Annotated in this window: 23 protein-coding genes, 1 pseudogene and 1 riboswitch; of the genes and pseudogenes, 16 read left to right on the top strand and 8 right to left on the bottom strand. The window is 61.1% G+C overall.

All coding sequences use genetic code 11. From position 1 onward, the window contains the following. The first annotated feature begins 566 nt into the window (after positions 1–566). Complete coding sequence (locus NKJ89_RS16070) at positions 567–1,391, top strand: IS5 family transposase (RefSeq protein WP_352603786.1); 825 nt, start codon at positions 567–569, stop codon at positions 1,389–1,391. 38 nt (positions 1,392–1,429) lie between these two features. Here the strand turns inward: NKJ89_RS16070 and NKJ89_RS16065 are convergent, their stop codons facing one another. After that, positions 1,430–2,215: a GGDEF domain-containing protein gene (locus NKJ89_RS16065; protein ID WP_352603784.1), complete on the bottom strand. Its 786-nt coding sequence runs from the start codon at positions 2,213–2,215 to the stop codon at positions 1,430–1,432. A gap of 277 nt (positions 2,216–2,492) precedes the next feature. Between NKJ89_RS16065 and bioB the strand changes: the two genes are divergently transcribed. Genes bioB through bioZ form a run of 5 tightly spaced genes read left to right on the top strand, consistent with a single transcriptional unit; the run spans position 2,493 to position 7,519 of the window. Next, positions 2,493–3,497, top strand: a complete 1,005-nt coding sequence (bioB, locus tag NKJ89_RS16060; protein WP_352603782.1) for a biotin synthase BioB — start codon at positions 2,493–2,495, stop codon at positions 3,495–3,497. Continuing rightward, complete coding sequence (locus NKJ89_RS16055; protein WP_352603780.1) at positions 3,494–4,642, top strand: 8-amino-7-oxononanoate synthase; 1,149 nt, start codon at positions 3,494–3,496, stop codon at positions 4,640–4,642. Before bioB ends, NKJ89_RS16055 begins: the two co-directional genes overlap by 4 nt. Continuing rightward, positions 4,639–5,277 (top strand): dethiobiotin synthase, encoded by a 639-nt coding sequence (gene bioD / locus NKJ89_RS16050; protein ID WP_352603778.1) that lies wholly within the window; start codon positions 4,639–4,641, stop codon positions 5,275–5,277. Before NKJ89_RS16055 ends, bioD begins: the two co-directional genes overlap by 4 nt. Beyond that, positions 5,274–6,539 (top strand): adenosylmethionine--8-amino-7-oxononanoate transaminase, encoded by a 1,266-nt coding sequence (locus tag NKJ89_RS16045; RefSeq protein ID WP_352603776.1) that lies wholly within the window; start codon positions 5,274–5,276, stop codon positions 6,537–6,539. Before bioD ends, NKJ89_RS16045 begins: the two co-directional genes overlap by 4 nt. Next, a complete protein-coding gene (gene bioZ, locus NKJ89_RS16040; RefSeq protein WP_352603774.1) occupies positions 6,536–7,519 on the top strand; it encodes a 3-oxopimeloyl-[acyl-carrier-protein] synthase BioZ in 984 nt (327 codons plus the stop codon). Before NKJ89_RS16045 ends, bioZ begins: the two co-directional genes overlap by 4 nt. A gap of 175 nt (positions 7,520–7,694) precedes the next feature. Here the strand turns inward: bioZ and NKJ89_RS16035 are convergent, their stop codons facing one another. From NKJ89_RS16035 to NKJ89_RS16025, 3 genes are all read right to left on the bottom strand, one after another. Further along, on the bottom strand, positions 7,695–7,943 hold the full coding sequence (locus NKJ89_RS16035) for a DUF982 domain-containing protein (RefSeq protein WP_352603772.1): 249 nt from the start codon (positions 7,941–7,943) through the stop codon (positions 7,695–7,697). 37 nt (positions 7,944–7,980) lie between these two features. Next, the gene (locus tag NKJ89_RS16030; RefSeq protein WP_352603770.1) at positions 7,981–9,633 is read right to left on the bottom strand and encodes an MFS transporter; all 1,653 of its coding nucleotides are present in this window, start codon (positions 9,631–9,633) and stop codon (positions 7,981–7,983) included. 487 nt (positions 9,634–10,120) lie between these two features. Continuing rightward, entirely contained in the window at positions 10,121–11,032 is a 912-nt protein-coding gene (locus tag NKJ89_RS16025; RefSeq protein ID WP_352603913.1) for a DMT family transporter, read from the bottom strand. 136 nt (positions 11,033–11,168) lie between these two features. On the opposite strand from NKJ89_RS16025, the gene NKJ89_RS16020 reads away from it, so the two are divergent. After that, positions 11,169–12,056: a LysR family transcriptional regulator gene (locus NKJ89_RS16020; RefSeq protein ID WP_352603911.1), complete on the top strand. Its 888-nt coding sequence runs from the start codon at positions 11,169–11,171 to the stop codon at positions 12,054–12,056. Positions 12,057–12,341: 285 nt separating this feature from the next. Here the strand turns inward: NKJ89_RS16020 and panC are convergent, their stop codons facing one another. Next, complete coding sequence (panC, locus tag NKJ89_RS16015; protein WP_352603768.1) at positions 12,342–13,235, bottom strand: pantoate--beta-alanine ligase; 894 nt, start codon at positions 13,233–13,235, stop codon at positions 12,342–12,344. A gap of 17 nt (positions 13,236–13,252) precedes the next feature. Beyond that, on the bottom strand, positions 13,253–14,059 hold the full coding sequence (gene panB / locus NKJ89_RS16010) for a 3-methyl-2-oxobutanoate hydroxymethyltransferase (protein WP_502904137.1): 807 nt from the start codon (positions 14,057–14,059) through the stop codon (positions 13,253–13,255). A 356-nt stretch (positions 14,060–14,415) separates the two neighbouring features. Between panB and NKJ89_RS16005 the strand changes: the two genes are divergently transcribed. From NKJ89_RS16005 to NKJ89_RS15980, 6 genes are all read left to right on the top strand, one after another. Next, positions 14,416–15,381, top strand: coding sequence for an NUDIX hydrolase (locus tag NKJ89_RS16005; RefSeq protein WP_352603764.1), 966 nt, complete (start codon positions 14,416–14,418; stop codon positions 15,379–15,381). A 65-nt stretch (positions 15,382–15,446) separates the two neighbouring features. Then, on the top strand, positions 15,447–16,421 hold the full coding sequence (gene nadA / locus NKJ89_RS16000) for a quinolinate synthase NadA (protein ID WP_352603762.1): 975 nt from the start codon (positions 15,447–15,449) through the stop codon (positions 16,419–16,421). Then, complete coding sequence (locus tag NKJ89_RS15995) at positions 16,418–17,959, top strand: L-aspartate oxidase (RefSeq protein WP_352603760.1); 1,542 nt, start codon at positions 16,418–16,420, stop codon at positions 17,957–17,959. Before nadA ends, NKJ89_RS15995 begins: the two co-directional genes overlap by 4 nt. Then, on the top strand, positions 17,959–18,840 hold the full coding sequence (gene nadC / locus NKJ89_RS15990; protein ID WP_352603758.1) for a carboxylating nicotinate-nucleotide diphosphorylase: 882 nt from the start codon (positions 17,959–17,961) through the stop codon (positions 18,838–18,840). The genes NKJ89_RS15995 and nadC overlap by 1 nt, the downstream gene beginning before the upstream one ends. Positions 18,841–18,892: 52 nt before the next feature. Next, entirely contained in the window at positions 18,893–19,093 is a 201-nt protein-coding gene (locus tag NKJ89_RS15985) for a hypothetical protein (RefSeq protein ID WP_352603756.1), read from the top strand. Between the two features lie 244 nt (positions 19,094–19,337). Then, positions 19,338–20,801 (top strand): NAD-dependent succinate-semialdehyde dehydrogenase, encoded by a 1,464-nt coding sequence (locus NKJ89_RS15980; protein WP_352603909.1) that lies wholly within the window; start codon positions 19,338–19,340, stop codon positions 20,799–20,801. A gap of 214 nt (positions 20,802–21,015) precedes the next feature. On the opposite strand, the gene NKJ89_RS15975 is transcribed toward NKJ89_RS15980, so the two are convergent. Further along, positions 21,016–21,288 carry a hypothetical protein gene (locus tag NKJ89_RS15975; protein WP_352603754.1) on the bottom strand — a complete coding sequence of 91 codons (273 nt, stop codon included), beginning with the start codon at positions 21,286–21,288 and terminating at the stop codon, positions 21,016–21,018. 334 nt (positions 21,289–21,622) lie between these two features. On the opposite strand from NKJ89_RS15975, the gene NKJ89_RS15970 reads away from it, so the two are divergent. Next, a complete protein-coding gene (locus tag NKJ89_RS15970) occupies positions 21,623–23,278 on the top strand; it encodes an MFS transporter (RefSeq protein WP_352603752.1) in 1,656 nt (551 codons plus the stop codon). Between the two features lie 204 nt (positions 23,279–23,482). Here NKJ89_RS15970 and NKJ89_RS15965 read toward each other — a convergent pair whose 3' ends face one another. Further along, positions 23,483–24,019, bottom strand: coding sequence for a DUF309 domain-containing protein (locus NKJ89_RS15965; protein WP_352603750.1), 537 nt, complete (start codon positions 24,017–24,019; stop codon positions 23,483–23,485). A 159-nt stretch (positions 24,020–24,178) separates the two neighbouring features. Between NKJ89_RS15965 and pmtA the strand changes: the two genes are divergently transcribed. Then, positions 24,179–24,775, top strand: a complete 597-nt coding sequence (gene pmtA / locus NKJ89_RS15960) for a phospholipid N-methyltransferase PmtA (RefSeq protein WP_352603907.1) — start codon at positions 24,179–24,181, stop codon at positions 24,773–24,775. 213 nt (positions 24,776–24,988) lie between these two features. Continuing rightward, positions 24,989–25,177 (top strand): annotated as a pseudogene (locus tag NKJ89_RS15955) (IS5/IS1182 family transposase); the annotation flags it as partial. 185 nt (positions 25,178–25,362) lie between these two features. Beyond that, positions 25,363–25,479, top strand: a riboswitch (TPP riboswitch). Positions 25,480–25,525 lie beyond the last annotated feature (46 nt).

The following is a 25,525-nucleotide window of genomic DNA, read 5'->3' as shown; positions in this document are numbered from 1 at the left end:
CGAGTTAAGCGATCTATCTCGCCGACAGGGTGCTGGGAGAAGGGCGGGCGCGGCGCGGCTCATCACCGTTGACTTGCCGCGGTCGCGTGCGCAGCGAAAGACTTGTGCGCTATCGCGGGGGGAGGGATTGCGCGAGTTCGGCCTGCATGAGCAAGCTGTCAACTCGCGAGCAATTGTCGGCTGGCAGGGGCCGGAAGCTCAAAGGCCATCAAAACGGCACTAATCTTCAGTCGGTGTTTACCATTCGCTACTATCTTTCGCGTAGCGGCAAGGTTCTGAGTACCGCGCACAGAAAGGCCTGCTCCAGACAATGGGGCGGGCTTTCTTGTGTCACTTGGGAGGTGGACTCCAATAATGCCGTCTACCGGAAAACAGTCCCCAAGGCTGTGCAACGCGGTTCTAATGTGGCTCGGGCTGTTCGCGCGGATGGGCAGGGCGGAAGGCAGGCCATCTCGGGCAATATTCTGCCCGCGTCAGGCTGGGCCTAAGTGTCCGTTCCAAAAAGAGTTGAGTGATTTCAGCAGGTTGTGATTCTGTCGGATTTGCGAGATTCGATGGAGATCACGATGGCCTGGACTGAAATCACCCGTGCGCATTATGAGCGGCGTTGCGCCCGCTACGCAAGCGATCTGACCGATGCAGAGTGGGTGCTGATTGCGCCAATGATGCCGTCGGCGAGCCGCATCGGCCGGCCGCGCAAGACAGACCTGCGCGAGGTCGTGAACGCACTTCTTTACCTCGCCTCGTCGGGCGGCGCGTGGCGATTGCTGCCGAAAGACTTCCCACCCTTTTCAACGGTGCAGAAGTACTTCTATCGCTGGCGTGAGGCGGGCTTGTTGCGGACCATCAGCAACAGCCTCGTCATGGCGGCGCGCGAGGCTGAGGGTCGGGAAGCGAGCCCGACGGCGGGCGTGATCGACAGCCAATCGGTCAAGACCACGGAAAGCGGCGGAATTCGTCGCTTCGACGCGGGAAAGAAGATCAACGGGCGCAAGCGTCACATCGTTGTCGACACCATCGGCCTGATGGTCGGTCTCGTCGTCCACGCCGCTGATATCCAGGACCGGGACGGCGCACCGGCTGCCCTCAAGACCATTCTCGAACGCTGGCCGTGGCTGCGACACGTCTTCGCCGACGGCGGATATGCCGGACCGAAGCTTAAGGGCGCGATGCAAAAGATCGGCACGTTCACCCTGGAGATCGTCAAGCGGACGGATAAAGCCAAAGGCTTTGAGGTCCTGCCGCGCCGCTGGGTCGTGGAGCGCACATTCGCATGGCTGGGGCGATGCCGCAGGCTGGCCAAGGACTGGGAGAAATCCCTCGCTTCCGCAGAAGCCTGGATATACGTCGCTCACATTCGCCTGCTCACCCGCAGGCTCGCAAAAAGTTGATATCAAAACACTCTTTTTGATTCAGGCTCTAAGCTGGGTTATGGCGTCACGGCCCGCAATTTGCCCGATTCATAGTCGAACGAAACACGATTTCGTCCACGCTGTTTCGCTTCAAAAAGGCATCGTCCGGCGGTGCGAAGGACGTCTTGAGCATCTGCATCGGGAGAGATTTCCGCGCCGCCGATGCTGACAGTCACTTTCACGCCGTCCTGTTGGCCTTTCGCCATCGGGCCCGCCTCGATAAGACGGCGCATGTTTTCCGCGATGGTAGCTGCCTGCTCTTTACGCGCGCTGCGTAACAACACCCCAAACTCTTCTCCGCCAAGACGACCGATCGAGTCTCCCGGGCGTGTCAGATAAACGAGCGCCTTTGCAATTCGAACCAAAGCCTCGTCACCTTTGGAATGGCCGTGTTGGTCGTTTATCATGGAAAAGTGATCCGGATCGATCAGGAGCAGTGTGTCGCATTCACCTTCGTCACGCTTTCTGTCCATCCTTGCGATAAATTCACCGCGACTGAGAAGGCCCGTCATCGGGTCGTGACTGGTCACGAAGGTCAGCCTATCATGTGCGTCCCTCAGGGCTGTGTATGATTTCTCCAACTTGTCACATGTTTCCTGGATCGTTTCCGCCTGGGTGAAAATAAAGGCGCTGACGGGCAGTCCGATGAGAATCGGGATGAAGGTGCATTCCACCCAACTCAGCCAGTCGATCGGCATCTGCAGGCCAAGTCTTGCCGTGAACGACAGCCCGAAAGTCGCGACGACTGCAATAATCGTCACGACTGTAGATTTGCCCAGAATACGTTTGCTGCGCGGCGTCATATTGTTGCTATAGACAGTCCGGCTGAATGAGATGTTACCAGCTTGATTAGGATTGTTCTGGACACACCGGCAAGGAGCCGAACCGGCAGGGTCCTCAAGGCCAGGTCGAGCAAATGCGCCCGCGTCCTGTCGACACTTCGCCTCGGTCGGTTCTTGGGCCCATTGTGCCGGCTGCGAGGGAAATGACATTTTGACCCGCGGTGAATTTCAGATTTCGGCTGGAAAAACGCGCCGCCTGCTGTAAACAGCGCGGGCCTGCTCACGGATAGGGGAAATCATGACGCTTGTTTCGCCCACGGAAGGTTCGACCGCAGATAGGGGAGCTGCCAGAAGCCGCCGCCTGTGGAGCCAAGCCGAAGCCCGGGCCCTCTACGAGTCTCCCCTCAACGAACTGCTGTTTCGCGCACATTGCGTCCATCGTGCGAACTTTGATCCCAACCGCGTTCAGCTCAGCCGGCTGCTGAGCATCAAGACCGGCGGCTGCCCCGAGGATTGTGGTTATTGCAGCCAGTCCGCGCACCACAATTCCGGACTGAAGGCCTCCAAGCTGATGGCGGTCGAACGCGTCATCGAGGAAGCCCGCAAGGCGCGCGATGCGGGTGCGACGCGCTATTGCATGGGCGCGGCGTGGCGCAGCCCCAAGGCGCGCGACATGGAGGTCGTGGTCGCCATGGTCGAAGGCGTCAAGGCGCTCGGCATGGAAACCTGCATGACATTAGGCATGCTCGATGTTGAGCAGGCGCAGCAGCTAAAGACAGCGGGCCTCGACTACTACAATCACAACATCGATACGTCCGAACGCTATTACGGCGAAGTCATCACGACGCGCTCGTTCGCCGACCGGCTCGAGACCTTGGCCAATGTTCGCGACAGCGGCATCAAAGTCTGCTGCGGCGGCATTGTCGGGATGGGCGAGGAACCGGTCGATCGCGTGGACATGCTGGTGACGCTCGCCAATCTCCCCGAGCCGCCCGACAGCGTCCCGATCAACATGCTGATCCCTATTGAAGGCACACCGCTTGGTCATGAGCGGCCAATAGAGCCGATCGAATTCGTCCGCACCATTGCGCTTGCCCGTATCCTGATGCCGCAATCTTATGTGCGCCTGTCGGCCGGCCGCACCGCAATGAGCGAGGAGATGCAGGCGCTATGCTTCTTTGCCGGCGCCAATTCCGTCTTTGTCGGCGATACGCTGCTGACGGCGGACAATCCGAGTGAGGACAAGGACACTGCGCTGTTTCGCAAGCTCGGTATTGAACCGATGGAGCTTTCCGCCCGGTGAGCGCAGGGGGCTTGCTCGACCGTTACGAGACGACGCTAAGTGGGCTCGCGCGCAAGAACCGTTTGCGCGCGCTATCACCGCGTGCCGGCCTCGATTTCGCCTCCAATGATTATCTGGGCCTGGCAGCCTCGCCGCGCCTGGCCAAAGCCGTCGCAGCAGCACTCGCAGCCGGCACGCCGATCGGCGCCACGGGGTCTCGCCTGTTGCGCGGCAATACACCGGAGCACGAGACGCTCGAAGCCGAGGCGGCGCGTTTCTTCGGTGCCGAGCGTGCGCTTTTCTTCGGCGGGGGCTATATCGCGAACTTCGCCGTCCTGACGACCCTTCCGCAAAAGGGCGACCTCGTCGTGCTTGACGCACTCATCCATGCCAGCGCCCATGAGGGCGCGCGGGCCGGGCGGGCGGCGATGGCGGAGGCCCCCCATAATGACGTCGGCGGCTTCGAAGACGCCATCTTGGCCTGGCGGCGTTCTGGTGGCATGGGCCGCCCCTGGATCGCGATCGAGAGCCTCTATTCCATGGACGGCGACCGCGCGCCCCTTGCCGATCTGGCGGCACTTGCCGACCGACACGACGCATTCCTGCTGATTGACGAGGCCCATGCCACAGGCGTGTATGGTTCCGACGGACGCGGCCTTGCGCACGATCTCGAAGGCCGCGACAACGTTGTCGTGTTGCACACTTGCGGCAAGGCGCTTGGCGCCTCCGGTGCGCTGGTGACCGGACCCAAGGTAATCGGCGACTATCTCATCAACCGTTGCCGACCCTTCATCTATGCGACCGCCCCCTCTCCGCTTATGGCGGTCGCTGCAACCGAGGCGCTCGCCATCCTGCGTGACGAGCCCGAGCGCCGCGAGCGGCTGACAGCCCTCGTCGCCTTCGCCGGCCGGGAGATCGAAGCCCGCTGCGGGGTCGCGCGGAGCGGCTCGCAGATCCTGCCGGTGATCGTCGACGACAACGCCCGCGCCATGACGCTCGCCAGCGCGCTGCAGGCGCGCGGCTTCGATGTGCGCGGTATCCGCCCGCCAACGGTGCCTGAGGGCACTGCCCGGCTCAGGATTTCACTGACGCTCAATGTCGAGCAGGCCGACGTCGCTGCGATGATCAAGGCATTGTCAGAGGAATGGGAGCGAATGGCGGAATGAGCCAAACCTTCGTCATCGCCGGTACGGACACCGGCATCGGCAAAACAGTTCTCGCGGCCGGTCTGGCCAGGCTGCTCAATGGCGCCTACTGGAAACCGGTGCAGTCGGGGCTAGACGGCGAAACCGATACCCAGACGGTAGTAAGACTCGCGGAGCTTCCCCCAGAGCGGATCGTCCCGGAAGCCTGGCGGCTGGTCCGACCGCTCTCGCCGCATCGTGCCGCCGAACTCGATGGCGTTTTGATCGATCCCGACCGCCTCGTTCTGCCCATAACGGCGCGCCCGCTGATCGTCGAGGCAGCCGGCGGTCTCATGGTGCCGCTCAACCGCAACGTCCTGTTCATCGATGTGTTCGCCCGCTGGCGCGCGCCGGTCGTGCTTTGTGCGCGCACCGCGCTCGGCACGATCAACCACACGCTTCTATCGATCGAGGCGCTGCGCCGCCGCGAGATTCCGCTTTTGGGCGTCGCATTCATCGGCGACCCTATGCCCGACACGGAATGCACCATCGCTGCGATCGGCAAGGTGCGTGTGCTTGGCCGCTTGCCTTTCCTCGATTTGCTGGGGCCCGACACTCTCCTGTCGGCCATGGCAGCGCATTTCGACATGGTGCCTTTTCAGCAGGCCAGCGCATGAGCCGCTCGGCCGTCTGGCATCCCTTTACCCAGCACGCCGTCGAACCGGCCCTGCCGAAGGTCGTACGGACCGAGGGGGCCTACCTGCAGAGGGATGACGGAAGGCGCATTCTCGACGCGATATCCTCATGGTGGGTGGTGACCCACGGCCATCGCCATCCGGCGATCGTCGAGGCAATCCGCTCAACTGCCGAAACGCTCGATCAGATCATATTCGCCGGTCTCACCCACGCGCCGGCCGAGGAACTGGCGAGCGCGCTCATCGGCCTGGCGCCGAAGGGTCTGGACTGGGTCTTCTATTCCGACAGCGGCTCAACCAGTGTCGAAGTGGCGCTCAAAATGGCGCTTGGCTATTTCCGCAACATCGGCGCGCCGCGCTCGCGTATCGTTGTGATGGAATCGAGTTATCACGGCGACACGATCGGGACGATGAGCGTCGGCGCCCGCGGCGTCTTCAACGCAGCCTATGAACCCCTGCTCTTTGACGTCGATACCATCCCCTTCCCTGCCAACGGGCGCGAGCAGGAAACGCTCGATGCCTTCGAGGCGTTCAGCCGTGATCGCAAGGCGGCGGCGCTGATCGTCGAACCGCTGGTCCTCGGGGCCGGCGGCATGCGGATGTATTCGCCAAGCATCCTGGCCGAATTGAAACGTATCGCCGAGGCCTCAGGGACGTTGTTCATCGCCGATGAGGTGATGACCGGCTGGGGGCGGACAGGCACCCTGTTTGCCTGCGAGCAGGCTGGCATTGCGCCTGACATATTGTGCACGTCGAAAGGGCTGACCGGCGGCGCGATCCCGCTTGCCGCCACGCTCGCCACTAACGCCATCTTTCTGGCCTTCTATTCGCCGGACCGCAGTCGCACCTTCTTTCATTCGAGCTCCTATACCGCCAATCCGATCGCCTGCGCGGCGGCGCTGGCCAACATCGCTATCTGGCGCGATGAGCCGGTCATCGAGCGCGTCACAACACTGACGCAACTGCAAGCCGAAGGGGCTCGCCGCTTTGCCGAAGATTCTCGCTTCGCCGATGTCCGGGTGACTGGCACGATTGCCGCCTTCGAACTGGCGGTGGCCAACTCCGGCTACCTGGCTGAAATCGGCCCGAAGCTGCGCGCTTTCTTCCTTGAGCGCGATCTCCTGGTACGCCCGCTCGGCAATGTGATTTATCTTCTGCCGCCCTATTGCGTAAGCGCCAGCGAGCTTGGTCGCCTGCATGATGCGATCGACCAGGCCGCCGACCTTGTTGGGCAAGCCCGATGATCCGAGGCGCGAAGATCACCGGTTTCGGCCACCACGCGCCGGCGCGGACCGTGCCGAATGCCGAGATCGAGGCCTCGCTTGGCCTGGAGGCCGGCTGGATCGAGAGGCGGACCGGCATCCGGTCACGCCGCTGGGCCGAGCCTTCCGACACCTTGTCGGGCCTGGCCGGGCAGGCGGGGGATATGGCGCTGGACGTGGCTGGCATCGACCGGGCTGCGGTTGGCCTGCTGCTGCTGGCAACATCGACGCCCGATCATCTGCTGCCGCCGAGCGCGCCGCTGGTTGCGCACCGTCTCGGCCTTGCTCATGCCGGAGCCGTCGACCTTGCCGGCGCCTGCGCCGGTTTCGTCTATGCGCTCACCTTCGCCGACGCCTTCGTGCGCACCCACGGCAAGCCGGCGCTGGTCATCGCCGCCAACATTCTGAGCCGCCGCATCAACCCGGCCGAACGCGCCAGCGCGGTGCTGTTCGCCGATGCCGCGGGCGCCCTCGTCCTGGTCCCCTCGTCCGACCCGCATCACGGTGTCCTCGGCGCCTCGCTGGAGTCCGACGGATCGGGTTATGGCCTGATTCAGATCCCGGCGGGCGGCAGCAGCCGGCCCTTTGCCGGAGATTTCGACATAGCCGAGACCCGCATGACAATCGCTGATGGACGCTCCGTGTTCGCCAAGGCGGTCGAGATGATGGTGAGGTGTTCGGCCGAGGCGCTGGAAATATCGAACGTTTCAGCTCAGGCCGTGGATCGGTTTGTTCCACACCAGGCCAACGCCCGCATTCTCGATGCCGTGGCCGACAAACTCGATATTGGCCCTGAGAAGGTGGTGAGAAGCATTGCAGAGTTCGGCAATTCCTCTGCCGCGACAATTGCGCTGTCGCTCTCCCTCTCCCATCAGGCCAACCCGCTTGCGCCGGGCGAAAGGCTTCTGCTCGCCGCGGCCGGCGCCGGGCTTACCGGCGGCGCACTCGTGATCGGCGTCTAGGGGCAATGACCAGTGCGCTTGCAAGGAGTGACGGCGAACGGCTCTCTGGGCGTTGATGTTTGCCTGGTAGGAAGAGAGCGGTCAGCTGTCATCCTGCACCATAAGGAATAGCGATTGTCGGTCGGAAGATACTCCTCGGCGCCTGGAACAGTCTGGCGCGGGCTCCCGGCATCTATCAATCGCCTCGCAAAATGTTTGCTTCGCGCGCGGCCGTCACAAACGCGCCTCGGGCGGCGGTGGAATGAGCTTCACCCCGCAGTACCTTCAGGCAAACGTCCATAGCTGCCCTGCGCTTAATCGTCTGAGTTCCAAAGTCTCGCATCAAGATGGAGGCTGCGTCAGTGACATCGACCACAATACGCTCTTTGCCATGGCGGCTAATTTGGATGATGACCGGCCTCGCAAATTTCACCAGGCCAGTCATGCGGCGCTTCCTTTTTCGACCATTGACGAGCCTGTGATCATAACCGCGAGAAGAAGCCCGTGGCTTGATCTCGCCTGCGGGCCGCCCCCGTCGGTCTCTCAATCGAAAGCTTGGCATGAGGCGGAGCACCGCCCATGTTCAATTCAAGCAGTTGCCGGTCCAACGCCTGGTCGGCAGTCGTGAGCCGGTGGTTTAGGCGCAAATAGTCCATCCACGTCGGCGTGCGGAAAGTCTCGGTCCAAAGCGATGGATCTTGAAGATCGCGCTGCAGATGCCAATGCCGGGCGCCGGCACGGCTTTGTACCCGTCGTCGTTCCTGCATCCAGCCCAAGAACGCCTCGACATTTGTCTCCGCTATTGCGTACTCGATCTTGACGACAATTGGCCCGCTTCTCGGTTTCAATTCGAGTGCGAGCTTCGGGGTTTCGAAGCCAAAGGGATCATGATCGGCGTCTTGCCATTGCCGGATCGGCAGCAGAAGGCCGGAAGCAGCGACCACCACCAAGGCAGCCGCGGATATTTCCAACGCTGTGGCCAGCGAATAATTCTCCGCTACCGTGCCCCACAGCCAGCTGCCGGCTGTCATGCCGCCTGACGACAAGGCATAGTAGATCGAGAGCGTGCGGCCAACGACCCACCTGGGGCTTGACAACTGAACGCTGACGTCAAGCCCTGTCCAGGTGACTACCCAACCTGCGCCCCCGAGTGCCAACGCGATGGCCGCGACGGTCACTGAAGAAGTGAAGGCGAGAGAGAGGCAACACGCCGCACAGGCAATCGATGCAAGAGTGGTCAGCCGTTCCTGGGACAGCGATCGTCTCAACATATTGTTACAGATGCCGACGCCTAAGGCGCCTGTTCCAAAGCCCGCCATCAGGACGCCATAAGCGATCGGCCCACCGCCTAGCTGGTCGCGAGCAACAAGAGGCAGCAGCGCGAGTATGGAAATGCTGGTCAGGCCGAAGAGCGTGCCACGCGCAATCGCCGCTTTGATCTCTGTGGAAAGGGCCGTGAAGCGCGCACCGTCATGGATGGCCGTGGTCAACGGCTCGCGCGGGAGCGGTGAGGCGCGAACATCCCACTTCCTGCGTCCGATGGTCCACAGCAGCGCCAAGTAGGTCAGAGTCGCCACAACAAAGGCGGTCAGAGGCCCAAATGTAGCGACGACGATGCCGCCAAATGCTGGGCCGACGCTTCTAACTGCGTTGTATCCAACTGAGATGAGCGTCACCGCCGCTGGGACCTCGCGCTTTCGCAAAATGTCACCGACCGAAGCATGCCATGCGGGATCGGTAAAAGCGGCGCCGACGCCGGCCAGGCAGCTGAATGCAAGAACCGTCCACGGGTCGAGAATTCCAAGACCTGCAAGAATGGCCAGCATCGCTGAGGACAAAGCTATTACCGACCAGCCGGCAAACATCAGGCTGCGGCGGCTGAAATTGTCCGCAAGGGCGCCAGCGAAGATCGACAGGATGAATATCGGAAACGTCGTCGACGCCTGCACCAAGGCGACCATCACGTCCGAGTTCGAGATCGTCGCCATCAGCCAACTGACGGCAACGGTTTGCATCAGCCATCCAAGGCTTGAGACCTGCGTGACTAGCCAGATCGACCGGAAGGTTGGGTTCTCGAGCGGCGCAAACGTCGGCGACGAAGTCGAAGTCGCATCTTCGCGCGCCACCCTGCTCATGAGGCTGAGCCTCCCTCAATCTGTCTTGTGTTAGTAACGCCTCGGCCCGGAAGGCCATTGGAGGACTGGCACCATAAGCGCATTCAAGTCATGCAGCGCAAGGCTATTTCTTGGGCATTCGGTGTGTGGCCGATGAGATCTTTTCATTTGGCAGAATGCTGTTCCAGACTCATGGAAATTGTTCCTCGACGGTCGTTTCGAACCAGCCGCACATTTGCCGGGAAGGTGGGGCGCGGCCGAGCCTGCTTAAGAACGCGCTAGACAATCTGCCGCCTCGTATGCCGAACACGCGCTTGCGATTAGCGTCAAGAAATCGCGGTGCTTCAAACCCTGCTTCAGGCGATTTTCGCGGGATGCCTGCAATCAAGTGTGAGTCTGGCTTGGGCGCACCCCGGCCGCGTTCGTTGCACCGTCGTCGGTGCAGGTGCAGCGGTGCCAGCAGCGACCGTTCCAACCGAAGATCGCTGAACTGGGTGCTCCAGTCCGGCTAATGTCGAATGACGATGATGCCGGCGAGTGCGATGAGACCTATGCCGAGCATGGAAGCGCCGTCCAGACGTTCCGAGAACAGCAGGACGCCCCACAACACCGCAAATGCCAGATAGGAAAAGTCGCAGGTTGAGATTATGGCCGACGGTGCCCACTGGTACGCGACAGCAGTGCCGACGCTGCCGATCAACATTGTGATACTTAGCAGCACCATCAGCCCCCATTGGCTCCAGCCCATCGGTACCCACTCGCCTATCATCAGACTCTGCCCGCCATCGCTGCCCGCAATTATTGCCGCCAGGCTTGCCCCACCTGCCACAATGATCGCGATCAGATTGAATGTGAGCGCCAGAACGAACGGGTTTTCAGCACGGGTCCTGGTCCGCGTCAGCACCATCGCCAGGGCATAGAGAATGGCAGCAGCCAGGGGCATGAGGGTGTGGATACTGATGTCGCCGGCCTGCGGCTTCAGCATGAGCAGTACCCCTACAAACCCGAGCGCAACTCCGAGCCAACCTTGCAGGCCGACAGGCTCGCGGACCCAGAGGGCCGAAAATAGGGCAATGAACAGCGGGATCGTATAGTAGACTGCGGCCGCTATCGAGAAATCGAGGCGCGAAAGCGAAGCGTAGTAGATCAGCAGACTGGACAGAAGCAGGCTGCTTCGAACCGTGGCCCAGCCAGGTCGAGCTGGGCTCAGCGATACCCGAGGCAACCTCCATTTCATCATAAAGATCAACAAGGGGACGGTGACGCAGGACCGCGAGAAGATGAATTGCGACAGTGGCATGTCCGAGATCGTGATCTTGATGATCGCATCTGCGATCGAAAGCGTCAGATCAGTCAAGATCATCGCCGCCACGGCCATGCCTACTCTGTCGGTCCCGATGGTCGTCTGACGGATCGACATGTCCACATTCCGTTTTCGCTACCACTTCCACGCTACCCAGCCGAGAGCGTTCCAACAATTCCGATCGTACGGACATACTGTCCGTGTCATTGTACAATCGCCAAGAACACCAACAGGGATGCGTCGCTTGGATAGCGTGGACGACATGATACTTCTGGCCGAAGTCGCTGAAACGGGCAGCTTTACGCGCGCCGGGGAGCGGATTGGGATGCCTAAGTCTACGGTCAGCCAGCGTATCGCCCAGCTGGAGGCACGTTTGGGACTGCGGCTCCTCAATCGTTCCACCCGGCACGTAAGCCTCACCGGCAGCGGTCAAGTCTATCTCGAATACTGCCGTCGCGTTCGTGCAGAGGTTTCGGCCGCGAATATGGCGATGACCAATCTGAGGGAACAGCCTGTCGGGAAGCTGAAGATCACCTGCCCGGAGGTGACCGCCACGTATTTCATGCCGAGCTTTCTACACGGATTTACTACCCAGTTTCCCGGCATCGCCATCGAGTTGATCGCCACAAACCGGCATCTCAACATCGTCCGCGAGCGGGTTGATTTCGCCTTTCGCGTTGGCACAACCACAGGTCAGGACATAATCATTCGGCGTATCTCCTCCATAAAACGGGTGCTTGTGGCCGCGCCAGCATTTCTGGCAAGTGGCGTTCCTCTTCGGGAACCGACCGATCTGCTCCGGCGGCGCTGTCTGGTGCATGATGCGCAACCCGAATGGGTATTCTCGTCGGACGACACACCGCTCGTTCTACGGCCACCGCCTGCCGCGACCTCGGATTCAATGGGATTCCTATTGCAATCCTGCATCGCCGGAAACGGGGTTGCACTCCTGCCCGCTTATGTGTGCCAGCCGTCCGTGGCCGTCGGCCGGCTCGTAGAATTATTCCCGGGCTGGGAAATCCCACCCTATGAAATGATGCTCATTTTCCCGCACCTGAAGAACCACTCCAAGGCGCAAGTGGCATTTCGCGATTATGTGAATGCCTTTGACTTTTCACGGCTCGCCGCTGGGACACCCTGATCGACTTGGCCGCGATCCCAAAAAACTCACGGGCAATTCGGATCAGGGAAGCCCCCCGCGGCGGTCACTGATTGCCGCATGTAGTCGGCTTTCTGGATTACACCAACCAATCAACGGTGCGGCCTGTTTTGCAGCGAGACGCTCTGGTGGTGGGTGCCTACTTCAAGGGCGCAGCTAGTCAGACCCCGCGTGGTGCGTAAGATCGTTCCGCCGGTGGCTGCTAGGGTATTCTGTTCGTGACCAGCTTGCAGGCGCTCCTATTGTGCCTCGAGCAAAAAAGGATGCTTACGCGGCGGCCGCGGCCTCCACGAAACCTTCGACCCTGCCTCGTGGCGACCACACCTCGACATTGTCGATCAGCCGCGTCTGGCCAAGCCAGGCGGCGACGAGCAGTCGCGCCGGTCGGTTGGGGATGGCGATGACAGCCAGGTCCTCGCCCGTGCGCAGCTCAAGATACTCGACCCGCGAAAAGCCTGCAGCAAGGATGGCCTGGCGTGCTTCATCGAGCACACGATCGATGCAGCGGTCGCGGTCCAGCCGTCGCGCTGTCTCGAACAGGATACCGGCCAGGCGGGGTGCTGCTTTTCGTTCGGCGGCAGACAGCCGCGCGTTGCGCGACGACATCGCCAAGCCATCGTCTTCGCGCATCGTCGGGCATGCGATGATGTCGATCGGGATGTCGAGATCGCACACAAGCCGGCGCACCACATGCAGTTGCTGGAAATCCTTTTCGCCAAAGAATGCCATATCGGCACCGGTCTGGAGAAAAAGCTTGGTGACGACGGTCGCCACCCCGTCGAAATGACCGGGCCGGAATGCGCCGCAAAGGCCTTCGCTCAGCACGCTCACCGAAACCGTCGTGGCAAAGCCTTGCGGATACACATCCGCCGCATCCGGCGCGTAAAGGATGTGGGCGCCGAGCGGCGCCAGTTTGACGGCATCGTCATATTCGGTGCGCGGATAAGCAATGAGATCCGCAGGACTGTTGAACTGCTTCGGATTGACAAAGAGCGTGACGATCACCCGGTCGGCCTTTGCGAGCGCGGCTCGCACAAGGCTGAGATGACCCTCGTGGAGAGCGCCCATGGTCGGTACGACCGCCACCTTAAAACCATCCCGGCGCCACACGGCTACTATGCTGCGCAGTTCAGCAACTGTCCGAAGAATGGGAATGCCCACGTTGGATCTCCTCTTTTTCAGGTCTTCGGCTCGTCCCCGAACACGTGTTCTGCCGCTGGAAAGCGGCGCTCACGAACGTCCTGGGAGTAGGCCGAGACTGCCGCGGAAGCCGCCTCGCCCAGTTCGGCGTATCGCTTGACGAATTTTGGAAGAAAGGCGCCGAAGAGGCCCAGCATATCGTCAACGACGAGGATCTGGCCGTCGCAGGCCGGCGAGGCGCCAATGCCGATGGTCGGGATTGCAATCTCCTGCGTGATCCGCAGCGCGAGGGCTTCAGGTGTCTTCTCCAGCACCACCGCGAAGGCGCCTGCTTCGGCGACCGCGACCGCGTCACGCTGGATGCGGTCAGCATCGTCGCCCCGCCCCTGGACGCGGTAGCCGCCGAGTGCATTCACCGCCTGCGGCGTCAGCCCCACATGAGCCATCACCGGCACGCCGCGCGCAGCAAGGAAGCGTATCGTCGCGGCCATGCTTTCGCCGCCTTCGAGCTTGACCGCCGCGCAGCCGGTTTGCGCCATCACGCGGGCGGCATTGTCAAAGGCCTGCCCAGGACTTTCCTCATAGGAGCCGAACGGCATGTCGACGACCATCAGCGCCCGTTCGAGGCCCCGCCGCACCGCCTGGCCGTGCAGGATCATCATTTCGAGCGTGACGCCGAGCGTCGAAGGCAGGCCGTGAAGCACCATGCCGACGCTGTCACCGACAAGCACGACATCGCAGTGAGCATCGACCAGTTGTGCAATGGGCGTTGTATAGGCAGTCAGACAGACCAGCGGCGTCCTACCCTTGCGTGCCGCAATGTCCGGTGGGGTCAAGGCCCTGATTGCTCGCGCTGCACTCACCGACTTCCCTCACCTAACGTCAACCCGGAGCCATCTGCCACAAATTTGTGCAGATGCGAAGAAGAAATTGCAGTGCACAATGATTTGCTGACTATTTATTCCGCAAGCTGCGACGCCGCTTCGAATGAGCACGGGTCTGAAAGCGGGGCTCTTAATCTCGCGCCCAGTCCACTCCCTTGCGTCACTGCCGAGCGGCTTCGCGTTTGCGACACTCTTCGTGTAGACCGAAGGTCTAGGCCTTTACGGAGAGTGTGGTGTTGACAGGCTAAAGCGGCTGCTACACGCTGGTTAAATCGATTGAGATGCTTCTCACGGAACTCTGCCCAACCCAGGCAACCATGGACGACCGCCCAAAAGCAACACGCAACGGTAGGGCCGCCGCAAAGGCCAAGCAAGTCGAAGCGGAGCTGATTGCCGTTGTCGTGTCCGTCAATGACGGTGAACCAGCGGTCCTCACCATCGGGGAGGGGGATTGCCTGCCCTCGGGGCCGTTCGCGCTGGAGCATCGATCGCTGCAGTCAGGTCTAAGGGCGTGGGTCGAGAGGCAGACTGGTCACCCCCTCGGCTATATTGAGCAGCTCTATACGTTCGCTGATGGCGACCGCGCCGACGGGCGTCAGCAGCGCGTCATTTCCATCAGCTATCTCGCTTTGACCCGGAAAGAACATGCCACCGGCGCATCCGCCTGCGCCTGGCGGAGCTGGTACAATTATTTTCCCTGGGAGGACCACCGCCTCGGAGTGCCGAAACTGATTGCGGATGTTCTGAAGCCGCGTCTGCTTGCCTGGGCGGCCGATGCCGAGCAAAATGCGACGCGCAGTGAGCGGCGGCGGCGGGCTGCCATTGCTTTCGCGTTCGAGGACCGGCCCTGGAATGAAGAGTTGGCGCTCCAGCGCTATGAGCTGCTTTACGAGGCGGGTCTGGTGGCAGAGGCCACTCGCGACGAACGGTCGATCGCATCCGACTCAACAGCCGGGACAACGATGGTTGCCGACCATCGCCGCATCCTGGCGACCGGCCTTGCGCGCTTGCGCTCGAAGATCAAATACCGGCCAGTTGTCTTCGAGCTGATGTCTCCTGTGTTCACGCTGCTGCAGCTGCAACGGACCGTGGAAGCCCTGGCAGGCCGGCTGATCAACAAGCCCAACTTTCGCCGATTGATCGAGCAGCAAGAGCTGGTCGAAGAGACTGGCGAGACGTCCCTGGATACCGGCGGGCGCCCGGCCAAGCTCTATCAGTTCCGCCATGCCGTGCTGGACGAAACAGCCGTGGCGGGGACAAAATTGCCGCTGGCCCGGGGTTGACACGCTTATAGTCGACGTAGATATATTCCCCTTATAGTCGAATGGATTATAAACGGGAGGCGCCGGTGAGTGGCACGCTACCTTCGGCCGCGTCCCTGTATCAGCGTGTCCAGCGCATCATCCCCCCAGTGGAATGGGTAGCTTTCAGCGACGACATCGAGGCTATTCTCGAGCTCAAGCGCGAGCGCAACGCCGTCATCCTGGCCCACAACTATCAAACACCGGAGATCTTCCACTGCGTCGCCGATATCGTCGGCGACAGCCTGGCGCTGGCCCGCAAGGCAATGACGGTCGATGCGGACATCATCGTGCTGGCCGGCGTGCATTTCATGGCTGAGACGGCGAAGCTCCTCAATCCGGACAAGACGGTGCTCATTCCGGATCTCGGCGCAGGCTGCTCGCTGGCTGACTCGATCGCGGCGAACGATGTGCGGCTGATGCGGCAACGCTATCCTGGCGTGCCGGTCGTGACCTACGTCAACACGTCCGCTGCCGTGAAGGCCGAGTCGGACATCTGCTGCACCTCCGGCAACGCTTTGGCTGTGGTGGAGTCGCTTGGCGTTGAGCGGGTGATCATGCTGCCCGACGAATACCTGGCCAGGAATATCGCGGCACAGACTTCGGTCGAGATCATCGCCTGGAACGGCCATTGCGAAGTGCATGAGCGCTTCACGCCAGCCGACATTCGCGAGCTGCGCGATGCCTATCCTGGCGTTACCGTGCTTGCCCATCCCGAATGCCCGCCGGAAGTTGTCGCGGTTGCGGATTTCGCTGGCTCTACGGCGGCGATGTCAGACTATGTCGGACGGCATAAGCCTGCGCGCGTCGTGTTGATGACCGAATGCTCAATGAGCGACAACGTCGCGATCGAGCACCCCGACGTCGAGTTCGTGCGGCCCTGCAATCTCTGTCCGCACATGAAGCGTATCACGCTCGCAAACATTCGCACGGCGCTGGAAGAAACCCGCCACGTCGTCACCATCGATCCTCCAGTCGTGGATCGGGCCCGGCGCGCTGTCGAGCGGATGCTTGCCGTATGACGCCAGAGGTCGGCGACATCAGGGGAGCGCCTGTGATCATCGGCGCTGGCGTTGCCGGGCTGATGACCGCGCTTCATCTGGCGCCGCATCCCGTTTACCTTCTGTCCCCGACGCGGCTCGGGACCGAAGCCTCCAGCACACTCGCGCAAGGCGGGCTGGCGGCAAGCCTCGGCGCTGACGACAGTCCAGACCTGCATCTTGCAGACACGCTTGCTGCAGGTGATGGCCTCTGCGACGAGAGTGTGGTCAGACGTATTTTGAATGCGGCGGACCGAGCCATTGAGAATTTGATGGACCTGGGCGTCGCCTTCGACTGCACGTCCGACGGGACACTGCGGCTCGGGCTCGAGGCAGCGCATTCCCGTCGCCGGATCGTCCATGCCGGGGGTGACTCTACGGGCCGCGAGCTTGTACGCGCGCTCGTCATTGCTGTGAGGCGAACGCCTTCGATCACAATTCTGGAAGGCATGGAAGCCCGCCGGCTCATTGTGGAAAATGGTGCGGTCAGCGGCGTGCTGGCGGCAAAAAGCGCACAGGCGATTGCCTTGCCGACGCGCCGGGTGGTGCTTGCGACCGGCGGTATCGGCGCCCTGTTCAGAGACACGACCAATCCGGCCGGCTCGTTCGGGCACGGCCTGGCGCTCGCCGCATACGCCGGTGCGGAACTCGGCAATCTGGAATTCATCCAGTTCCACCCGACCGCGCTCGACGTTTCGAACCGGCCCATGCCGTTGGTGAGCGAAGCGGTCCGCGGCGAAGGCGCAGTCCTGATCAATGAGCGTGGGCACCGCTTTCTGTCCAATACGCCTGGCGGCGAACTCGCATCCCGCGATGTGGTGGCGCGTGCCGTGTGGCAGCAGCTTGGCACCGGACATCGTGTCTACCTTGACGCCCGGCAGTCCCTTGGCCCCAGATTCGCCAAGCGCTTCCCGGCTGTTGCCCGGCTTTGCCGCGATGCCGGGATCGACCCTGCCCTTGAGCCGATCCCGGTACGTCCGGCGGCACACTATCACATGGGCGGGGTGACCGTGGATGCTGCGGGCCGCAGCACGGTGCCGGGTTTGTGGGCTTGCGGTGAGGTTGCCTGCACCGGTCTGCACGGGGCGAACCGGCTTGCCAGCAACTCGCTGACCGAGGCCGTGACGACCTCGTTATGGGTCGCCCAAAGCGTAGCTGCCGCTCCTGCAGGCTGGCAGTGGCCAAGGCTTGTCGCGACGGCACCCCCGCGGCCCGACCCCTCCTCCGTTCGCCACGTGGTCTCGAATGGGCTCGGTGTTATACGGGACGGGCAAGCTCTATCCGACACCGTGGAAACGCTGCTGCCGATCGCGGTTCGCAACACTGCCGCTTCCGATCCCGCCTTGATCGCGCTGATGATCGCTATTGCAGCGCTTCGGCGCGAGGAAAGCCGCGGTTCGCACTACAGGTCGGACTTCCCCGCACGCAGCGCCCAGGCCCGGTCTTCGCGCTTGACCCTCGCCTCAGCAATGACGGTTGGGGCCGAACTTAGTCTGCGGCCCGCGGAAAGGAGTGCCTGATGACGTCACCTCCACCTCTTCCGGGTATCGTAATCGAACCGATCGTGCGTAGCGCTCTTCTTGAGGATCTCGGCAAAGCCGGCGATCTTACCAGCGACGCGATTGTGCCTTTTGACTGCAGGGCCACCTTTGCGTTCAGAGCACGGCAGTGTGGCGTTCTCGCTGGGCTTGATCTGGTAGCCTACGCTTTCATGCTTGTTGATCCGTCGATCGACATAAATTTTGGACGCCTGGACGGCAGCAGGGTCGCGGCGGGTGAGACCATTGCAACGGTGAGTGGACCGGCGCGTGGCATGCTTGCGGCCGAGCGTACAGCGCTCAATTTTCTCTGTCATCTCAGCGGCATTGCGACGGCAACGGCCGAGATCGTCGAGGCGGTGCGTGGACAGAAAGCAAGGATCGTGTGCACGCGAAAGACAACGCCCGGACTGCGCGCGCTGGAAAAATACGCCGTGCGCGCCGGCGGCGGCGCCAACCACCGCTTCGGGCTCGATGATGCGGTACTCATCAAGGACAATCACATCGCCATTGCCGGCGACATCCGCACGGCCATTGAGCGCGCGCGCGCCGCCGTTGGGCATATGGTCAAAGTTGAAGTCGAGGTCGACACACTGGACCAGCTCGAGATCGCGCTAGCCGCCGGGGTCGACGCCATCTTGCTGGACAATATGTCGGTCAAGCAACTCACCCGGGCGGTCGCAATGGTCGACGGCCGCGCGACCACCGAGGCCTCGGGGCGCATAACGCCGGCAACGGCACCAGCCATAGCGGCAACGGGGGTCGACCTCATTTCTGTTGGCTGGCTTACGCACAGCGCGCCGATCCTCGACATCGGCATGGATATGCCGGTCGAAGCGTGCGTCGGAAAGCATCTGAATTGATGAGAGCAGGTTCAATCAAGGTGGGGTCAATTGTGGCAGCAGGGTTCGTGCTATGAAAAAGAAGGGACCGGTTACCAACCGTGGCGAGGCACTTGCCTTCATCAGTGCCAATCTCAAAGAACTGCATCTGGTGGCAGCCTCTCACAAACTGCACTTGCTGGGATACCTTCTTGGGATGGCCTACATCGAATCGTACGATATGGTCCGCAAGGAACGCTCTTATCGTCAAAGCAAGATCGTAGATCAGGGATAGCCCTGCGGTGCGAACTGAGCCCTGTGGCAGCTTCAGCTCACACAATCCAACCTTGAGCGGTTTGGCCGTAACGATCAGTTGGAGTATTTGACCGCGCGGCAGGCTCACTTTGTCTGCGTGGTTTCGATGCCTGTATAGAGTGGAATCGAGTGGGTCTAGTGGCACTTCACCGAGGCCCTATGCGAAGCTGAGGCGCGCGAATAAACCCAAATACGTCGCGTTAACCGCATCGAGGAGATACGCGTTGCCCCTGTACGAGCCACTGCTTCGCCACCTGAAGTCGCGCGAGCTGTTCGGAGCCATTGAACGGGTGCCGGCTCTTGGCACCCCAGCAAGTGAGCGGACCTTCGAGGTATCAAACCCTTCGACCGGCGAGGTGCTGGCGGAATTGCCCGACATGGGTGTTGAGGAGACGCGCACGGCGATTGACAAAGCTTACGTGGCGCAGCCTGAATGGGCTGCACTGACAGCGCGCGAACGAAGCGACATTCTCTGGCGCTGGCATCAACTGATCGTCGACCACACCGACGATCTCGCTGCGATTCTCACTGCGGAGATGGGCAAGCCGCTAGCCGAAGCGAAGTCTGAGGTGGCGCATGCGGCCGCGTATCTGCAATGGTACGCCGAAGAGGCTAACCGCATCTACGGTGAGACGATCTCGGCGCCCTCTACAGACCGTCGCATGCTGGTTATCAAACAGCCGATCGGCGTTGTTGGTACGATCACGCCCTGGAACTTTCCGGCTTCAATGGTTGCGCGCAAGATTTCGCCGGCTCTCGCCGCCGGCTGCACTATTGTGCTCAAACCTGCTGAACAGACGCCCCTGGTGGCAGGTGCAATGTTTGCTCTGGCCCATCTTGCCGGCTTTCCCGAAGGCGTCGTCAACCTCATCTACGCCGCTGAGGGCGATATGGTCGGCCGCGAACTCTGCTCCAACCCCAAGGTCCGCAAGATCAGTTTCACGGGCTCCACCGAGGTCGGCCGATTGCTCATGCGCCAGTGCTCGGACCAGATAAAGAAAGTCGGTCTCGAGTTGGGTGGCAATGCGCCTTTCATCGTCTTTGATGATGCCGACATCGATGCTGCCGTCGACGGCGCGATCCAGGCCAAGTTTCGCAATGCCGGCCAGACCTGCGTTTCCGCCAACCGGCTTTACGTCCAGTCGGGCGTCCATGACGAATTCGTCGACAAATTCGTGGATCGTGTCCGTGAGCTTCAGGTCGGCGACGGCTTCGATCCAGGTGTCGCCATCGGTCCGCTGATCGACAGGCACGCACTGGCCAAGATCGAACTTCACATTGCCGATGCCTTGGCCAAAGGTGGCGCGATCCGATGTGGCGGCGGCCGGATCGGCAGCGATGGCAACTTTTTCCAGCCTATGGTCCTCAGCGGCGTCACAAGGGAAATGATCGTGGCGCAAGAAGAGACCTTTGGACCCTTGGCGCCGATCATTCGCTTTGAGGATGCTGATCAGGCCGTGCGTGAGGCCAACGATACGATATACGGCCTCGCCGCTTCGAACCTGAAGCGTGTCTGGCGTGTGGCCGAGGCGCTGGAATACGGCATGGTGGGGATCAACACAGGACGCATGTCCTCAGAAGCCGCGCCTTTCGGTGGCATCAAACAGTCCGGCATCGGGCGGGAAGGTTCCCGCCACGGCCTCGAAGACTATCTTGAAATGAAGTACCTCTGCATGGGCGGCATCTGAGGCGGCGGCCGCGACTGCCGCGATGAAGGACAGCGGGCGGCCGGACGCCACGAAATGGATCCGCAGTTTCAGATTCGCGGAACAATCCACACCCAGTCTGCCTCATAAAGGGCCCCGGTTTTCCGCCTATTTTTTGGTGGTCGAACGTCGTCAATTGCCTTCGTCACTGTGGCGGAACGCGGCGCGATAGCCGGTTAGCAACAAGCTTTGGGCGTCATTTCTCTCTGGCGGAATAGACCCCTTCCGACAAAAGCCTGACCTTTGCCAGTCTTCTACGAGCCAGCGTTCGCGCCAAAAGTTCAAAGCCGCGTCCGTAACATTCAACAATGAAAGCCAGCGTTATCAGGTCGAGCAGAAAGTCGTCTATCGCATGCGTGAGCGCATCAGACCTTTGTTCGAATCGAAGTAGCAAGGCGCGCGCCTCTTCGATCGCGGCCCGGCAATCGTCTGCGCCTATCAGTGAATCGATCCTGTCGAAGATCTGCAAGCGTCCTCACTCTCCCTAAGCCACACGCAGCGCATCGAAGCCGCTGATGAATGAGTCTTCAACAAAGAACAGGGTCGCGTTTCGCGAAAAGGCATCGCTCGGCAAAGTGCGCGTTGATGAAGCCTGGTGCGTTAAGCGACAAGTGAATCCGACCTTAACAAGACATCTTCGAAGGCGAGTGAGCCGGCCCACGCCCGCGTGCCGCGACCCTCAATGCCGAGGAAACTGTGCTGCACTCGTCGGAGGCAAACAGTTCCTCTCTATTCTATCCGCCGCCATGGTTCAGCCTAGATTACATGGGAAACGACAATAACGGAAAGCAAAGGTTCGCAAAATGAGTAGGGTGGCTGGATCAAACGAAGATTTGGCTGCACCAACGACCTTTGGGCCACTTCTGCAGCCCACCTTTCGTTCGATCTGGCTCGCGACGCAGGTTTCAAGCCTCGGCTGGTTGATGCAGACTGTCGCCATCAGCTGGCTGATGGCAACGATTTCGACTTCCGATCTGATGGTTGCGCTGGTGCAGGCTTCATCGAACCTGCCCGCTTTCATTTTGTCCGTGTTCGCCGGAGTTCTCGCCGACAATTTCAGCCGGCGCCGGGTCATGTTCGCCGGTCGCTGCCTTATGGTGATTGCCTCTGCGATGCTGACCGCGTCCGTGGCGCTGGGCTTTGTCAGTCCGTGGATGATCCTCGGCTTCAGCTTCTTGATCGCAAGCGGCGGTGCTCTCAATGATCCGGCCTGGCAAGCGTCGGTTGGCGATATCGTGGATCGGCGCGATGTTCCGGCTGCCGTAACCCTGCTTTCTGTTGGCTTCAACACCGTCCGGACTGTGGGTCCAGCGCTCGGCGGCATTGTGGTTGCCTCTTTTGGCCTGATGGCGGCATTTGCGGTGACCACGCTCACCTATTTCGTACCCTTGGCTACTATTTGGCGCTGCAAGTGGAAGGTTCGCTCGTCCCCTCTTCCACGCGAGCCGATGAGGACGGCCATTTATGACGGGCTGCGCTTCACGGCGATGTCATCGGAGATCAAGGCTGCGATCGCACGCGGAACCCTCTTTGGCCTGGCGAGCATCGCCATACTCGCGCTGCTGCCGGTGGTTGTCCGCGACCAGCTGGGAGGAGGCCCGCTTGCCTATGGCGCGCTCATGGCTGGCTTCGGGACCGGTGCCGTCTTGGCTGGCCTCTCCAACAGCCTGTTCAGACGGAGCTTGTCGCAGGAGCGGCTGATGAGGCTCTCCTGCGTCGCCTGCGCGGCGTGTTCTCTCTCCCTGGCACTGACATCTTCGATTGCCGTGGCGGCAATTGCACTCGCCTTGGGCGGCGCGGGCTGGGTGACCGCCTGGTCCGGGGTTGGTGTGAGCGTGCAGCTGGCGAGCCCGCGCTGGGTCGTGGGGCGCACCATCTCGATCTACTATGCTTTGATAGACGGCGGCATCGCGCTCGGCAGCTGGGTGTGGGGCACGGTGGCCGAAAACCATTCGTTGACCTGGGCGCTAGAGGGTTCCGCTGGAGCCCTGCTGCTCGTCGCTGCAGCTGGCGTTCTGTTTCCTCTTCGCGAGCGCCGCGACTCCGAGCCCGATCCTCTGGAGGAATTCGATGCCCCAGCTGTCGCTCTCAATCTGAAGCCGAGAAGCGGACCGATCGTGGTCAAGGTCGAATATCTGATAGCCGAGACAAATCTCGAGGCCTTCCTCGACCTCATGCGGCAGCGGCGTCATGTACACAGCCGCGTCGGTGCTCGGAACTGGACGCTCCAGCGCAACCTGCAGAAGCCTATGCATTGGACAGAAACGTTCCGCACGCCGACCTGGACGGACTACCTTCGCCTCAATCATCGTCTGACGGAAGTGGACAAGGAACTGGACGAGCGTGTCTTTCAGCTGCACGCGGCCGAGACCCCACCTCAAATGACACTTTCCATCGAGCGGCCGACAAGCTCGGCCCGCAAGCCCGAGCACTCAGCTTTTCGCCATCCCCGTCATTGAAGCCTGGCCGGCATCTCTGCCATCAATCGATTGGCTACGAGCGCGACCGGTCAGCCCCCGACCCTCAAGACCATCGACATCGAAGCGGCCGCGAGTTGCCTATAATACTGCACTCTTATTGTTTGTGACGCATGCGGGTGGTGAGCGGTTTTCAAAGGCCCCGTTTCCTGCTGACCAAGTTAGCTTGGACCACTGAATTGCCGATCAAACGCTCTCGGATACTGGTGCGAGTATGAAATCAAAGACGGGCTCAGGCTGGGCAGGCTTTGGCTCCCGCAGAACAACCGGGTAAGCTACGATCGCTTGGGCATGTTCAGCGAGCGCGGCAGGTGTTATTCCCAGCGCTTTCTCAAACAGGCCGCCCGGACTCACCACCTGACGAAAAAGCCCTGCAGCTCTTGTCGCATGGCGCGCCGCGGCGGCCCGCTTTCCCTCACGGATCTTCACGCCGGCCGCCGCCAACAGGATCAGTCCCTTGAAGAGCAGGCGGTGCTGAGCGCTTTGTTTCGCAGCCTGCCAGAGAGGCTCCCAGGCTTCATGGGCTTCCCAGTAGTAGCCGTGATTGAAAAGGTCGATTCCCCATCGAAACACATCTGAGCCGAGCGCTTCGCCAACGGCGACGGTCACCGGATCTGATCGGTAACTGTGGCCCAAGGGATTACGCACCGGATGCGGATATTTGCCGGGCAGATACGCATAGCTCGGGAAACTTTTTTCGGGCAGCAGGCGAGGGCGAAACATAGGCCCAGCAAACATGAAAGTGCGTTAAGGGGCAATTCATGCTGACCGCGTCGTGACAGGCAAGCAGTCTTAACGGGCTTGTAAAGGGTGGCGAGATTGGCCAAAACGCGCTTTGCCAAATTCATGACGTTGGGTAAGCGGCTGACGCAGGGAGAAGATATGATTTTGCGACTGAAGGAGCGGCTCGGCAAAAGGTTTGAGGAAGAAGTCCAATTCTTCAAAGGCTGGCAAAAGGACAAGAAGGGCGTGGGAGCCCTTATTCCCACTTCGGTTTATGCGGCACGCCGGATGGCAAGCGTGGTGAACCCACGGTCAGGATTGCCGATTCTGGAGCTTGGCGCGGGAACCGGTGTCATCACAAAGGCGATCCTGGCTAGGGGAATCAAGCCGCGCCAGCTGGTTTCAGTCGAATATTCCAGGATTTTCTACGACGGCTTGGTGCAACGCTTCCCGAATGTGGACTTCAGATTGGGCGACGCATTTGCGCTGGACGCAGCTCTGGGTGAGCGCAAAGGTGAACAGTTCGATTGTGTTATAAGTGCAGTCCCGCTGTTGAGCTTTCCAATGCAACAGCGTGTCGCGCTGGTTGAGGATCTGCTCGCCCGTATTCCTGCGGGCCGGCCCCTAATTCAGATCACGTATGGACCTCTGTCGCCGGTGATCAAGATGCCAGACCGTTACGTGGTTTCCCACTATGACTTCGTCGTTCGCAACATACCGCCGGCACAGCTCTGGACTTATCGTCGAGCAGTCTAGCCAGATCTGGACGGTTTCCTTCTCTGAGGGTTCCGCTGGGTGGTGGCCTTCCACCCAAACAGGATGTGGACAGAGCAGGGGCAGATGCCAGATTGCCAATATGACGAAGCGGTCCTGGTTTGATTTGACAGACGAGCGGTGGGTGCAGTTCGGACCGCTGATGCCGAAGACGTCGCGGTCGTCCGCGCGAGGTTAATTCCGGGAGGTTGTCAGCGCAAGCGCCAGCGCTGGGTGAAGCATCTGTTCGCCAATGGTGCCTATGGCTCAAGCTCACTGGCACCTGCACTTGATGGTCGAGATCATCCGTCGATTGGACGGTCAGAATGGCTCCAAATCCTGCCGCGCCGCAGGGTGGTCGAGCGAACCTTCGGGCGGCTACGGTATCGATGTCTCTCACGCAATGATCTTTGTGCAATCGCAGATGCTCCTCCCTGAATTTCAAAAACGTCAGAAAGGCGTCCTTCTTGGCTAAACCGGTGACGTGGCGCCGTAAGCACGGCTATTTCTCGGACGGCGGCGCTAAGTTCGCGGGTCGCACGGGCGGGCCAAATGCGCTTGACAAAATAGCGCCGGCCCGTTCAACCTGAGGCATTCACCAGGGGAGTCCCGGCAAGGGGCTGAGATACTGCTGGCTTTCGCGGCGCAGTGACCCGTTGAACCTGATCCAGTTCATACTGGCGTAGGGACGGTGCAAGCGCTTTGCGGGAGTTTACGCCCGAGGTCCTATTTCGGCAGGTCGACAGAAGCGTC

This window comes from Mesorhizobium sp. M0047 (assembly GCF_040323315.1).
Lineage (GTDB): Bacteria > Pseudomonadota > Alphaproteobacteria > Rhizobiales > Rhizobiaceae > Mesorhizobium.
Note: the sequence above shows the minus strand (reverse complement) of the source record. Positions and strands in the feature narration are given on the sequence as shown.

What these genes read in the sequence shown, in the direction of transcription:
- NKJ89_RS16070 (WP_352603786.1), top strand. Translation starts at nt 567, where the DNA reads ATGGCCTGGACTGAAATCACCCGTGCGCATTATGAGCGGCGTTGCGCC.
- NKJ89_RS16065 (WP_352603784.1), bottom strand. Translation starts at nt 2,215, where the DNA reads ATGACGCCGCGCAGCAAACGTATTCTGGGCAAATCTACAGTCGTGACG.
- bioB (WP_352603782.1), top strand. Translation starts at nt 2,493, where the DNA reads ATGACGCTTGTTTCGCCCACGGAAGGTTCGACCGCAGATAGGGGAGCT.
- bioD (WP_352603778.1), top strand. Translation starts at nt 4,639, where the DNA reads ATGAGCCAAACCTTCGTCATCGCCGGTACGGACACCGGCATCGGCAAA.
- NKJ89_RS16045 (WP_352603776.1), top strand. Translation starts at nt 5,274, where the DNA reads ATGAGCCGCTCGGCCGTCTGGCATCCCTTTACCCAGCACGCCGTCGAA.
- bioZ (WP_352603774.1), top strand. Translation starts at nt 6,536, where the DNA reads ATGATCCGAGGCGCGAAGATCACCGGTTTCGGCCACCACGCGCCGGCG.
- NKJ89_RS16035 (WP_352603772.1), bottom strand. Translation starts at nt 7,943, where the DNA reads ATGACTGGCCTGGTGAAATTTGCGAGGCCGGTCATCATCCAAATTAGC.
- NKJ89_RS16030 (WP_352603770.1), bottom strand. Translation starts at nt 9,633, where the DNA reads ATGAGCAGGGTGGCGCGCGAAGATGCGACTTCGACTTCGTCGCCGACG.
- NKJ89_RS16025 (WP_352603913.1), bottom strand. Translation starts at nt 11,032, where the DNA reads ATGTCGATCCGTCAGACGACCATCGGGACCGACAGAGTAGGCATGGCC.
- NKJ89_RS16005 (WP_352603764.1), top strand. Translation starts at nt 14,416, where the DNA reads ATGGACGACCGCCCAAAAGCAACACGCAACGGTAGGGCCGCCGCAAAG.
- NKJ89_RS15995 (WP_352603760.1), top strand. Translation starts at nt 16,418, where the DNA reads ATGACGCCAGAGGTCGGCGACATCAGGGGAGCGCCTGTGATCATCGGC.
- nadC (WP_352603758.1), top strand. Translation starts at nt 17,959, where the DNA reads ATGACGTCACCTCCACCTCTTCCGGGTATCGTAATCGAACCGATCGTG.
- NKJ89_RS15985 (WP_352603756.1), top strand. Translation starts at nt 18,893, where the DNA reads ATGAAAAAGAAGGGACCGGTTACCAACCGTGGCGAGGCACTTGCCTTC.
- NKJ89_RS15970 (WP_352603752.1), top strand. Translation starts at nt 21,623, where the DNA reads ATGAGTAGGGTGGCTGGATCAAACGAAGATTTGGCTGCACCAACGACC.
- NKJ89_RS15965 (WP_352603750.1), bottom strand. Translation starts at nt 24,019, where the DNA reads ATGTTTCGCCCTCGCCTGCTGCCCGAAAAAAGTTTCCCGAGCTATGCG.
- pmtA (WP_352603907.1), top strand. Translation starts at nt 24,179, where the DNA reads ATGATTTTGCGACTGAAGGAGCGGCTCGGCAAAAGGTTTGAGGAAGAA.